The organism is Amycolatopsis sp. lyj-23 (genome assembly GCF_046549135.1).
GTDB lineage: Bacteria > Actinomycetota > Actinomycetes > Mycobacteriales > Pseudonocardiaceae > Amycolatopsis.
Genome location: NZ_JAJPWN010000004.1, coordinates 327132 through 338697 on the forward strand (window position 1 = coordinate 327132; position 11566 = coordinate 338697).

The 11566-nt window shown below is 72.0% G+C and carries 14 protein-coding genes; 9 read left to right on the top strand and 5 right to left on the bottom strand.

Annotated features, from left to right (window positions below; translation table 11 throughout):
• Positions 1 to 26: 26 nt before the first annotated feature.
• Complete coding sequence (locus tag ACLJPY_RS10920) at positions 27 to 1145, top strand: trans-sulfuration enzyme family protein (protein WP_410587903.1); 1119 nt, start codon at positions 27 to 29, stop codon at positions 1143 to 1145.
• Here the strand turns inward: ACLJPY_RS10920 and ACLJPY_RS10925 are convergent.
• Positions 1142 to 1354 (bottom strand): FmdB family zinc ribbon protein, encoded by a 213-nt coding sequence (locus ACLJPY_RS10925; RefSeq protein WP_020640946.1) that lies wholly within the window; start codon positions 1352 to 1354, stop codon positions 1142 to 1144. The genes ACLJPY_RS10920 and ACLJPY_RS10925 overlap by 4 nt on opposite strands.
• 45 nt (positions 1355 to 1399) lie before the next feature.
• Between ACLJPY_RS10925 and ACLJPY_RS10930 the strand changes: the two genes are divergently transcribed.
• The 3 genes from ACLJPY_RS10930 (at position 1400) to ACLJPY_RS10940 (ending at position 4321) form a co-directional block, all read left to right on the top strand.
• Positions 1400 to 2524, top strand: coding sequence for an alkaline phosphatase family protein (locus ACLJPY_RS10930; RefSeq protein ID WP_410587904.1), 1125 nt, complete (start codon positions 1400 to 1402; stop codon positions 2522 to 2524).
• Between the two features lie 120 nt (positions 2525 to 2644).
• Entirely contained in the window at positions 2645 to 3745 is a 1101-nt protein-coding gene (locus ACLJPY_RS10935) for an NAD/NADP octopine/nopaline dehydrogenase family protein (protein WP_410587905.1), read from the top strand.
• Positions 3746 to 4015: 270 nt separating this feature from the next.
• Positions 4016 to 4321, top strand: a complete 306-nt coding sequence (locus tag ACLJPY_RS10940; RefSeq protein ID WP_410567924.1) for a hypothetical protein — start codon at positions 4016 to 4018, stop codon at positions 4319 to 4321.
• 67 nt (positions 4322 to 4388) lie between these two features.
• Here ACLJPY_RS10940 and ACLJPY_RS10945 read toward each other — a convergent pair whose 3' ends face one another.
• Entirely contained in the window at positions 4389 to 4928 is a 540-nt protein-coding gene (locus tag ACLJPY_RS10945; RefSeq protein ID WP_410587906.1) for a GNAT family N-acetyltransferase, read from the bottom strand.
• Between ACLJPY_RS10945 and ACLJPY_RS10950 the strand changes: the two genes are divergently transcribed.
• Positions 4927 to 5688, top strand: a complete 762-nt coding sequence (locus ACLJPY_RS10950; protein ID WP_410587907.1) for an alpha/beta fold hydrolase — start codon at positions 4927 to 4929, stop codon at positions 5686 to 5688. The two genes, ACLJPY_RS10945 and ACLJPY_RS10950, sit on opposite strands and share 2 nt — an antisense overlap.
• Here the strand turns inward: ACLJPY_RS10950 and ACLJPY_RS10955 are convergent.
• On the bottom strand, positions 5676 to 6488 hold the full coding sequence (locus ACLJPY_RS10955; RefSeq protein WP_410587908.1) for a phosphotransferase: 813 nt from the start codon (positions 6486 to 6488) through the stop codon (positions 5676 to 5678). The two genes, ACLJPY_RS10950 and ACLJPY_RS10955, sit on opposite strands and share 13 nt — an antisense overlap.
• 134 nt (positions 6489 to 6622) lie before the next feature.
• Here ACLJPY_RS10955 and ctaD point away from each other — a divergent pair, with 134 nt between their 5' ends.
• The 4 genes from ctaD (at position 6623) to ACLJPY_RS10975 (ending at position 10950) form a co-directional block, all read left to right on the top strand.
• On the top strand, positions 6623 to 8410 hold the full coding sequence (ctaD, locus tag ACLJPY_RS10960) for a cytochrome c oxidase subunit I (RefSeq protein WP_410587909.1): 1788 nt from the start codon (positions 6623 to 6625) through the stop codon (positions 8408 to 8410).
• 116 nt (positions 8411 to 8526) lie between these two features.
• Positions 8527 to 9756 carry a phosphoserine phosphatase SerB gene (gene serB / locus ACLJPY_RS10965; RefSeq protein ID WP_410587910.1) on the top strand — a complete coding sequence of 410 codons (1230 nt, stop codon included), beginning with the start codon at positions 8527 to 8529 and terminating at the stop codon, positions 9754 to 9756.
• Complete coding sequence (locus ACLJPY_RS10970) at positions 9753 to 10532, top strand: peptidyl-tRNA hydrolase (RefSeq protein WP_410587911.1); 780 nt, start codon at positions 9753 to 9755, stop codon at positions 10530 to 10532. The genes serB and ACLJPY_RS10970 overlap by 4 nt, the downstream gene beginning before the upstream one ends.
• A gap of 16 nt (positions 10533 to 10548) precedes the next feature.
• Positions 10549 to 10950 carry an OsmC family protein gene (locus ACLJPY_RS10975; RefSeq protein ID WP_410587912.1) on the top strand — a complete coding sequence of 134 codons (402 nt, stop codon included), beginning with the start codon at positions 10549 to 10551 and terminating at the stop codon, positions 10948 to 10950.
• On the opposite strand, the gene ACLJPY_RS10980 is transcribed toward ACLJPY_RS10975, so the two are convergent.
• Both ACLJPY_RS10980 and ACLJPY_RS10985 read right to left on the bottom strand, forming a co-directional pair.
• Positions 10910 to 11191, bottom strand: coding sequence for a hypothetical protein (locus tag ACLJPY_RS10980; RefSeq protein ID WP_410587913.1), 282 nt, complete (start codon positions 11189 to 11191; stop codon positions 10910 to 10912). The two genes, ACLJPY_RS10975 and ACLJPY_RS10980, sit on opposite strands and share 41 nt — an antisense overlap.
• A gap of 1 nt (position 11192) precedes the next feature.
• Positions 11193 to 11534 (bottom strand): hypothetical protein, encoded by a 342-nt coding sequence (locus tag ACLJPY_RS10985; RefSeq protein ID WP_103348344.1) that lies wholly within the window; start codon positions 11532 to 11534, stop codon positions 11193 to 11195.
• Positions 11535 to 11566: the final 32 nt, after the last annotated feature.

Here is an 11566-nt window from a genome sequence, read left to right on the forward strand (position 1 = left end):
TCCGGTGAAAGCTCGACCATGCTGGCATGACTTCCTCGCTGCGCACGCGAGCCGTCCACGCCGGCCGTGACGACCTCACGGACCTCGGCGTGCACGCCGCTCCGCTCGACCTGTCCACGACCTACCCGTCCCGCGACAGCGCCGCCGAAGCCGCCCGGATCGACGCCTTCGCCGCCGGCACCGAGCTCGACGGCCCGCCGATCTACGGCCGGGTGGGCAACCCGACCGTCGAGCGGTTCGAGCGGGCGCTCGCCGAGCTCGAAGGCTTCGAGCACGGCGTCGCGTTCGCCAGCGGCATGGCCGCCGTCTCGGCCTGCCTGCTTTCCGCGGTGGCGCAGGGGAAGCGGCACGTCGTCGCCGTGCGGCCGCTGTACGGCTGCAGCGACCACCTGCTCGAGTCCGGGCTGCTCGGCACCGAGGTCACCTGGGCCGCGCCCGAGGCCGTCGCCGCCGCCCTGCGGCCGGACACCGGGCTCGTGTTCGTCGAGACGCCGGCGAACCCGACCTTGGCCGAGGCCGACATCGCCGAGCTGGCCCGCGCCTGCGGAGCGGTGCCTCTCCTGGTGGACAACACGTTCGCGACCCCGGTGCTCCAGCGCCCCGGCCGCCACGGCGCCCGGATGGTGCTGCACAGCGCGACCAAGTTCCTGGGCGGCCACGGCGACGTGATGGGCGGGATCGTCGCGTGCGACACCGAGGAGGCCGCGCGGCTGCGCCAGATCCGCTTCGCCACCGGCGGCGTGCTGCACCCGCTGGCCGGATACCTGTTGCTGCGCGGGCTTTCCACGCTCCCGCTGCGCGTCAACGCGGCCTCCGAAACCGCGGCGACCCTGGCGTCACGGCTCGGCGAGCACCCGGCCGTGACCGCCGTCCACTACCCGCGGATCGGCGGCCCGCTGGTGGCGTTCGAGGTCGGCGGCGACCCGCACGCGCTGATCGGGGCGGTCCGGCTGATCACGCCGGCCGTCAGCTTGGGCAGCGTCGACACGCTGATCCAGCACCCGGGTTCGATCAGCCACCGGATCGTCGACGAGAGCGACCGCCGCGGCGCCGGTGTCTCCGACCAGCTGATCCGGATGTCGGTCGGCCTCGAGGACGTCGAGGACCTGTGGACCGATCTCGAGCAGGCGCTGAAGGCGCTCTAGCCGCAGCAGCCGCCACCACAGCAGCCACCGCCACCACCGGCTGGGGCCGCGGGACCGCTCGCGGCCCCGGTGAGGGCGACGGTGGTGAGCAGCTTGACGGTGTCGGCGTGGCCCTCCGGGCAGGCCGCCGGCGCACCGGATTCGCTCATCGGGCGCAGGAGCTCGAAGGTCTCGGTGCACTCGCGGCAGCGGTAGGCGTAGGTCGGCATGCCGCGATTATCGCCGGAGGCGCCCCGTGATGGGAAGCTGGGCGCGTGCAGCCGCCTTCGCTCGCCGACGTCCCGCACCTCGGCCAGGTCGTCCCGTCCCTGCTCGCCGCGCTCGGGGTGCCCGGCTGCGGGAACGCGCTGACGCTGCCCGAGGTCCGCAGTGCGGGCGTGCTGCTCATCGACGGGCTCGGCTGGGAACTGCTCGCCGAGCACGCCGCGGACGCCCCGGTGCTGACCGAACTCGCCCGCGAGCCGCTGCGCGTGGGCTTCCCGTCGACGACGGCCGCCGGGGTCGCCGCCATCGGCACCGGCCTCGCGTCGGGCGAACACGGGATGGTGGGCTACACCTTCGAAATGGCGGGCACCGGCGTGCTCAACGCGTTGCGGTGGTGCAGCCACGAAGACGGCAGCGATTTGCGGGGCGCCCTCCCGCCCCGCGAGGTGCAGCCGCTGCCGACGACGTTCGAGCGCGCCGCCGCGGCGGGCATCGACGCGGCCGTGGTGTCGTCCGCCAAGTTCCGCGACACGGCCCTGACCCTGGCCACCCAGAGCGGAGCGCAGTACGCCGGGGTGCACGCGCTGGGCGACCTCGCCGCGCGGACGCTGTCGGTACTCGGCGGGCGCGCGTTCTGCTACGCCTACCACAGCGAACTCGACCTGCTCGGGCACATCCACGGCCCCGGCTCGACCGCCTGGCGGATGCAGCTGCGGCAGATCGACCGGCTCGTCGAGTCCCTTGTGGACGGCCTGCCGCCGGGTGCGCTGCTGGCGGTGGTGGCCGACCACGGGATGGTGGCCGTCGACGACCAGCTCGACCTCGAGGACGCCCCGGAGTTGCTGGCCGGCGTCCGGACGTTCGGCGGAGAAGTCCGGGCCCGGCACGTCTACACCGAGCCCGGTGCGGCCGCGGACGTCCTCGCGGCCTGGCGGGAGGTCCTCGGCGAGCGGGTCTGGGTGCGCTCGCGCGAGGAGGCCGTCGCCGAGGGCTGGTTCGGGCACACGGTCAGCGATCGCGTGCTGCCGCGCATCGGCGACGTCGTCGCCGCGGCCCGGGGCCGGTTCGGGATGGTGCGGGGGCTCGCGGAGGCCGTCGAGACGTCGCTGATCGGGCAGCACGGGTCGCTCACCAGCGCCGAGCAGCTCGTGCCGCTGGCGTTGGCGCAGGGGTAGCGGTCCCCGGACGGGCGACACGGACGTGTGCTCGCCTTCCGGGAACGTGCTCCCGCGGGAACTTTCCCCGTAGCGGTGCCGACCTGTCCAACGCGTACCGGACTGACGGGAGTGGGCGGGATGAGCGTGCTGGACGGGATCGGGGTCGTCGGGGCGGGCGGCGAGGGGCGGGCCGTGGCCGCGTACCTGGCCGCTCGGGAGCTGCCCGTGCACCTCCACACGCGGGACCTCCGGGCCGTGGCGGAGATCGCGCGCCGCCGCGAGATCGTCGCGCACGGGGTGCTCGACGGGCGGTTCCCGCTGCGGGAGGTGACCGCGGACCCGGCCGGGCTGGGTGCGCGGGCTGTCGTCCTGATCGCCACCGTGACGACCGCTTATCCGGAGGTCGCCGCCCGGCTGGCGCCGCACCTGCGCCGGGGACAGGTCGTGGTGCTGTTCTCGAGCAAGCTCTGCGGGAGCGTCGAGTTCGCCCACGCGCTCGCCGCCGCCGGGGCGCCCGGCGTCGACGTCGTGGAGACCGATGCCCTGTTCGCCGCGCGGCCGTCCGGGACCGACGGCGTGACCGTGCTCGGCGTCAAGGGCTGGAACCTGATCTCCGGCAGCACTGCGACCGCCGTCGCCCGGCACGCCGGGGTACTGCGGGAGTGGTTCCCGATGCTGGAGCTCGCGCGCAATCCGGTGGAACGCGGCCTGCACGACTTCGGCGCGGTCGCGCACGTGCCGATCGCGCTCGCCAACCTGGGCACCATCGACCGCGCGGAGGAGCTCCTCTTCTACGTCGAAGGCGTTTCGGCGCGCACGATCGCCCTGCTCGAACGCACCGAGGCCGAGTTCGCCGCCGTCGCGCACGCCTACGGCGCCCGGCTGCTGCCCATGACCGAGGTCCTCGACCGCTACTACGGCTGCCCGGCCACGACGCTGCTCGACGCGCTCCGGACGGTGCAGCCGTACCGGACGATCACCGCGCCGACCAGCCTCGACCACCGCTTCCTCACCGAGGACATCCGCTCGACGCTGGTGCCGCTGCAGGCCCTCGCGCGGTGTGCCGGCGTCGCCACGCCGGTGGTCGACGCGGCGATCACGATCATGTCCGTGCTCGGCGGCGAGGACTTCCGCCGGACCGGCCGCACCCTCGACCGCCTCGGCTGGGCCGGCCTCGGCCACGAGGCGATCCTCGACCGGCTGGGCGCCGGCGCCCGCGTGAGGGACCGGGCAGCCTGAGCTCCGCGGGTGTCTCTCGTGATCGGAGAGGCATCACTCGTGATTGGAAGGGCATCACGTGTAACCCGAGGGGCATCACGTGTGATTGGAGGGGCATCACTCGTGATTGGGAAGTCGGCTCGCGTACCTGGACGGTCGGCTCGCGTACCTGGGGGGTCGGGTTGCGTACCTGGAGGGTCGGCTTGCGTGCCTGGGGGGTCGGGTTGCGGGGCTGGAGGGGAGGCGTGCGGGGTTGGCGGGGCGGGCGGGGGTGGCGGTTAACGTTGGGGGGTGCCACGACGCAACCGTCCCGGCCGCCGCTCGGACGGTGGGCCGCCCGAACGTGACCTCGGGGCCGCCACCGGGTGGGCGCGGGCCGAGGCCGGGGCGGACGGGGACTGGCTGGTGCGGACCGTGCCCGGGAGCCAGGCCACCAAGGTCTACCGCTGTCCCGGCTGCGACCACGAGATCCGGCCGGGGACGCCGCACCTGGTCGTCTGGCCCGCCGACGAGACCGGCTCGGTCGCCGACCGGCGGCACTGGCACCGGGCCTGCTGGGAAGCGCGGGCCCGGCGGCGGCCCTCCCGCCGCTGGTGATCTTCCGCTCTGGAGTTGTCAAACACCGCAGTTGCCGAACATCGCAGTTGGCAAAACCGCTCGGCGCTCAGCGCCGGTAGTGCCGCGACATCGCGCCGTCGTACACCTCCTCCGTGTACTCGGTGAAGCCGAGGCGCTCCGCCACCCGCAGCGACGGCTTGTTCGCCAGGCTCACGCTCGCCAGCACCGGCAGGGTCGGCAGCTCGCGGGCGCACCACTCCAGGACCGCCTGCCCCGCCTCCACCGCGTACCCCTTGCCCCACGCCGACGGCCGGAACCGGTAGCCGAGGTTGAGGACCTTCTCGCCGTGGAACTCGCGCAGCCGCACGCCGCACATGCCGAGCACCTCGGTGCCGCCGCGTTCCAGGACCGCCGGGTAGCCGAACCCGTGCTCGGCCCAGTGCGCGAGCCAGTCCGAGAACATCGCCGACGCGTGCGGGACGTCGGGCGGGTCGGGGTGGAAGCGGTTGGTCCGCGGGTCGGTGTGGATGTCGACCATCGCCTGCCGGTCCGCCTCGTGGAGCGGACGCAGCAGCAGCCGGTCGGTTTCGATGTCGGTGAACACATCGGCGAAGCTAGCGAGGGGGTCCGACAAAATGACGCGCATGACCGAACTGCCGCTGGTCCTCCTCCACGCCTTCCCCCTGGATTCCCGCATGTGGAACGCGGTGCGCGAGCCCCTCGCTTCACACCTTCGGGTGATCACCGCGGACCAGCGCGGGCTCGGCCGCTCGCCGCTGCCGGAGTCCCCGCGCGAACCGAGCCTCGAAGACGCCGCGCGGGACGTCGTCGCCCTGCTCGACCGGCTGGACCTCGACCGCGTGGTGCTCGGCGGCTGCTCGATGGGCGGCTACCTGGCGATGGCCGTGCTGAGGCTCGCGCCGGAGCGGGTCGGCGGGCTCGTCCTGATCGACACGAAGGCCACGCCCGACACACCCGAGGCCGCGCGGACCCGGCTCGACGTCGCCGCGCGCGTCGAGGCCGAAGGCATCGAGGGCTGGCTCGCCGAGGGCAACCTGCCCACCCTGCTGAGCGCGTCGACGCGCGAACAGCGTCCCGAGCTGGTCGAGACCGTCCGCGAGATCATCGAGTCCCAGCCACCCGCCGGCGTCGCCTGGACGGCGCTGGCCCTGCGGACCCGGCCCGACTCGCTGGACCTGCTGCGGCACTCGGAAGTCCCGGCGCTGGTCATCGTCGGCGAAGAGGACCCGATCACCCCGGTGGCCGCGGCGAGCGAGATGGCCGAGGCGCTGGCCGACGCGACGCTCGTCGTGCTGCCGGACGCCGGGCACCTGACCCCGCTCGAAGACCCCGCCGGCGTGGTCGAGGCGATCCTCTCCTGGTACCCGGCGACTCACGAGAAGTAGCCGGCGAGCGCCGCGCGGGCGCCCGGCAGCCGGTCCGGGAACCGGATCGCGACGACGTGGTGCCACACGACCGAGTACAGCTCCCGAAGCCGCGTGCACGCGGCAACGGCGGCTTCGTCCACGGAAGCCGGGTACGCGGCGAGGTGCTCGGGGCCGTCCTGGCGGCCGAGGATCGCGAGGTCCCAGGCCAGCGGGCCGCACCAGGTGTCTTCGAAGTCCAGCCAGCACGGACCGGCGGGCGTGGCGATCAGGTTGCCGGGGTGCGCGTCGCCGTGCAGCGGCTGCACGGCGACGTCCGGCAGCGTCGCCGCCAGCCGCGTCGCCTCCGCGCGCAGGCGGGGGTCGAGGTCGTGCCGGTCGAAGATGCGTTCCAGGTCGTCCAGCGGGCCCCGCCGGGGCAGCTCGCCCGGGTAGCCGCGCAGGGCCGCGTGCACCTCGGCGAGCGACCGCGCGACGACGTCCGGTGCGTACCGGTGGCCCGGGTCGTGCGGGGTGTGGTGCCAGAGCGTGACCGGCAGACCCTCGGCGAAATGGGGTCCCGCCGGGGGATCCGTGGTGGGTGAGACGACGCGCACACCACGTTCGGTGAGGAACCGCGACACCGCGACGTCCCGCTCCTGCCACGCCGGGCCGGTGCGCGCGAGGCGGGTGGTGGCCGGCACCCTGGCGACCAGCGGACCCAGTCTCACCAGCACGTTCGACCGTTCGTGCAGCACCTCGGGCTCGTGGCCGGGCAGGCCCAGCCGGGCGGTCACGGCGCAGGCCGCGCGCACCGCCGCGCGGGTGTAGTCGTCGGCCACGGCTCGATCTTGCCAGCCGGTGCGCGCGACTGTCGGTAGCGAGGGCTACGATCCCCCTAAGCCGCCGGATCGGGCTTCCCGAGCTCCGGTGGCGCGACGATGACCACCACAAGGTTTCAGTGTTGGAGGCAGGAGTGACGGCCGTAGCCCCCAAGCCGATCGCGACGCGCCCGTATCCCGCGCGCGAGTCGGTCAAGGGTTCGTACCTGCTGCGGTTGTTCCGCACGACGGACCACAAGCAGATCGGGATCATGTACCTGGTCACGTCGTTCGCCTTCTTCATGGCGGGCGGCGCGATGGCCATGCTCATCCGCACCGAGCTGGCGCGCCCCGGTCAGCAGTTCCTCTCGCAGGAGCAGTACAACCAGCTGTTCACCATGCACGGCACGATCATGCTGCTGCTGTACGCGACCCCGATCCTCTTCGGCTTCGCGAACTTCGTGCTGCCGCTGCAGATCGGCTCGCCGGACGTAGCGTTCCCGCGGCTGAACGCGTTCTCGTACTGGCTGTACCTCTTCGGCGGCCTGATCGTGATCTCGGGCTTCCTGACCCCGGGTGGCGCCGCCGACTTCGGCTGGTTCGCCTACACCCCGCTGTCGGACGCCATCCACTCGCCGGGCGTCGGCGCGGACCTGTGGATCTCCGGCCTGGTGGTGTCCGGTCTCGGCACCATCCTCGGCGCGGTCAACATGATCACCACCGTGGTCTGCCTGCGCGCCCCGGGCATGACGATGTACCGGATGCCGATCTTCACCTGGAACATCCTGGTCACCAGCATCCTGATCCTGCTCGCCTTCCCGATCCTGACCGCGGCCCTGATGGGCCTGCTGGCGGACCGGCACCTCGGGGCGCACGTGTTCGACCCCGAAAACGGCGGCGTCATCCTCTGGCAGCACCTGTTCTGGTTCTTCGGCCATCCCGAGGTGTACATCGTCGCGCTGCCGTTCTTCGGCATCGTGTCGGAGATCTTCCCGGTGTTCAGCCGCAAGCCGCTGTTCGGCTACAAGAGCCTGGTCTGGGCGACGCTGGCCATCGCGGCCCTGTCGGTCGCGGTGTGGGCGCACCACATGTACGCCACCGGTGCCGTGCTGCTGCCGTTCTTCTCCTTCATGACGTTCTTGATCGCCGTCCCGACCGGCATCAAGTTCTTCAACTGGATCGGCACGATGTGGAAGGGCCAGCTGTCCTTCGAGACGCCGATGATCTTCTCGATGGGCTTCATCGTCACGTTCCTCTTCGGCGGTCTGACCGGCATCCTGCTGGCCGCGCCGGCGATCGACTTCCACGTGTCGGACAGCTACTTCGTCGTCGCGCACTTCCACTACGTGCTCTACGGCACGATCGTGTTCGCCACCTTCGCCGGCATCTACTTCTGGTTCCCGAAGATCACCGGCCGGATGATGGACGAGAAGCTCGGCAAGTGGCACTTCTGGACCACGTTCATCGGCTTCCACGGCACGTTCCTCGTCCAGCACTGGCTGGGTGCCGAGGGCATGCCGCGCCGGTACGCGGACTACCTGTCCAGTGACGGCTTCACCACGCTGAACACGATCTCTACGATCGGCGCGTACATCCTCGGTGCCTCGACGCTGCCGTTCATCTGGAACGTCTTCAAGAGCTACCGGTACGGCGAAATCGTCACGGTCGACGACCCGTGGGGCTACGGCAACTCGCTCGAGTGGGCCACGTCCTGCCCGCCGCCGCGGCACAACTTCACCGAGCTGCCCCGGATCCGCTCCGAGCGGCCCGCGTTCGAGCTGCACTACCCGCACATGATCGAACGCATCCACTCCGAAGGCGAGATCGGCTTCTTCGGCAAGCAGAAGGTCAACAGCCACGCGGCGCCGTCGCAGCTGCTCACCGAAGCGGTGATCCCCGGAGATCACTCGAACGACAACGCGAGCGAGCAAGGCGACAAGTAACACCCTGATCGAGTGAGCGCGTGCCCGGCTTTTGTGAAGCCGGGCACGCGCTCTACTTATGTCCGACCCCGGACCGGCAGACTGGCCGTGCAGCGTTGCCGAACGAGGGATGACCAGTGACCCAGACCCCCGTCCTGATCACGACCACCGGCCCCGACAAGCCGGGTGTCTCGTCCGTGCTGTTCGCCGTGCTGACCCGGCACGACGTCGACGTGCTCGACGTCGAGCAGGTGGTCATCCGCGGGCAGCTCGTGCTCGGGGTGCTCGCCGGCGTCTACCGCGACCCGGAAGGCCTGCAGGAGGCGGTCGAGCAGGCGATGGCGTCGGTCGGCATGCAGGTCGACGTCAAGATCGGCCGCGCGATCGGGGACGACCCGTTCGCGCTCGGCCGCCGCGATTCGACCCACGTCCTGGTGGTGCTGGGCCGCCCGGTGACCGCCCGGGGCTTCTCCGAGGTCGCCCGTCGGCTGGCCTCGCTGGGCGCCAACATCGACGCGATCCGCAGTGTCGCCGACTACCCCGTGACCGGGCTGGAGCTGTACGTCTCGGTCGACCGGGACACCCCCGAGGCCGACGCCGCGCTGCGCTTGGAACTCGCCGACGCCGCCGTCGAAGCCGGGGTCGACATCGCCGTCGAGCGGGCGGGCATCACGCGCCGGGCGAAGCGGCTCGTCGTGTTCGACGTGGACTCGACCCTGATCCAGGGCGAGGTCATCGAGATGCTCGGCGCGCACGCCGGGGTCGAGCCGGAGATCCGTGAGATCACCGAAGCGGCCATGCGCGGCGAACTGAACTTCACCGAGTCGCTGGAGCGGCGGGTCGCGCTGCTGGCGGGCCTGCCGGCGACGGCGATCGACCAGGTCGCCGCGTCCATCGAGCTGACTCCCGGCGCGCGCACGACGATCCGGACGCTTAAGCGGATGGGCTTCCGCACCGGCGTCGTTTCGGGCGGCTTCAACCAGGTCATCGACGGCTTGGTGGAGGAGCTCGGGCTCGACTTCGCGGTGGCGAACGAGCTCGAGATCGTGGACGGCAAGCTGACCGGCAAGGTCATCGGGGACGTCGTCGACCGCGCAGGCAAGGCGAAGGTGCTTCGCCGCTTCGCCGCCGAGTACGACATCCCGCTCGAGCAGTGCGTCGCCGTCGGGGACGGCGCCAACGACATCGACATGCTTTCGGCCGCGGGCATGGGTGTCGCGTTCAACGCGAAGCCCGCGCTGCGCGAGGTGGCCGACACGGCGCTGTCGCACCCGTACCTCGACGCCGTGCTGTTCGTGCTCGGCCTCACCCGCGGCGAGGTCGAAGCGGCCGACGCCGCCGACGGGCTCGAGCTGATGCGCCCGTGAGCAGCGTTCTCGACCCCCTGGGCGCCCGCTACGCCTTTTGGCTGGGCCTGCCGGCCGAAGACACGTCGGACACCTCCGACGAACTCCCCGAGGAAGTCCGCGCGATGCCGGTCATCCTCCGCATCGAACGCGCCGAGCCGCCCGGGCGCACGCCGCTGCTGGAGGCGGCGGCCGCGGCGGCGCTGGCCGTGTGCCTCGACGAACGTGCCCGGCCCGGCGGCGAGTGGGCCGAGCCGATGCACGCGTGGCTCGACAACCGGATCCGGAAGGTCGCGCGGCGGGCGCGGGGCGCGCACTGGGCGGCGGTGCAGGACCTGCCGGGCATCACCGTCGAGGTCGACGGCGCCGAGGCGCGGGCGCTCGTGCCGGGGCTCGTCACCGAGACGCCCAAGGAAGTCGCGCGGCTGCAGATCTCCGGCAGCGAGCTGCCGCCGGACGAGCCGGGCCCGATCCCGGACGGCGTCCCGCTGCTGCTGCTCAACCCGCACGTCCCGATGACCGTCGGCAAGGGCGTGGCCCAGGTGGGGCACGCCACGATGATCCTCGCCGCACTGCTGGGCGACGCCGAGCGGGCGGCCTGGGCCGCTCAAGGCTTCCGGGTTGCCGTGCGCACGGCGAGCCCCGTGCAGTGGAAGGAACTGCACCCCGGCGACGACCCCGAGGGTGCGTGGCGGCGCGACCGCGTTGTCGCCGTGCGGGACGCCGGGTTCACGGAGGTCGACCCCGGCACGATCACGGTTCTCGCCCAGTGGGCGCCGGAACAAGCGGCAGGCTGAGCCGGTTGGAGCGGGCATGACACTCGAAGTGGAACGCACGGGCGAGCACGCCTTCGTCGGGCGCAACGAGCGCGGCGCGGAGGTCCGGCTGGGCCGCAAGGGCGCCGAAGGGGCGTTCTCGCCCGCCGAACTGCTGCAGATCGCGGCCGCGGGCTGCAACGCGGTGACCGCGGAAGAGCTGATCACCCGGCGGATCGGCGAAGACGCCAAGTTCCGCGTCACCGTGACCGCGGACCGCCGCGAAGGGGCTTCGGAGCTGGACGCCGTCCACGTCGCTTTCGATGTCGACGTGTCGACGTTGGCGGCGGATCAGCGGGAAGCGCTCGCCGGCGCGGTGGACCGCGCGATCGAGCGGCTCTGCACGGTGAGCCGGACGCTCAAGAAGGGGATTCCGGTGACGGAGGAGTTTCCGGCGTAGGGTCCGGCGCGACGGGGATCAGCTCGTCGAACTCCTCGCGAAGCTTCTCGAGCTTTTTCTCGTCGAGGAACGGGAGGAGCACACCACACGATCGGCAGGCCCGGCCTCGGCTCGCGGCGAAGGCCGGGCGGGCGTCGAGCAGGTCCGGCCGCTTGAACCGCAGCCGGGGCAGCTCCCACTTGACGTCGAGTTCGCCGAGCGGGCTCAGGCTGTCTTCCGCGCCGCAGACCGGGCAGCGCACGTCAGTTCTGGGCCGATTCCCAGACGACGTAGGCCTGGTCGGCGTCGGTCGTCATGGCCTCGATGAACTTCTCGTTGTCGAAGCCCGGGAGGGCTTGCAGGCGCTCGATCAGGGCGTCGGCCGCCGGGTCGCCGCTCGGGACCGCCGTGCCCTTGCCGTCGGTGCCGACCAGCATGAAGAACACGTCTTCGTTCCACGGGCCGTCGGGGATGACCCGCACCATCACCGAGGACAGGCCGGCCCACGTGACGGCCTCTTCGCTGCCGTCCGCGAGCCGCCGCCGCACTCCGGTGTCGTCGACGCTGACGGTCCGGGACTGGGCGCTGGACGAATCCTGGGTCAACCGGTGCTCCCTTGTTGCTTCGGTGACTTCAC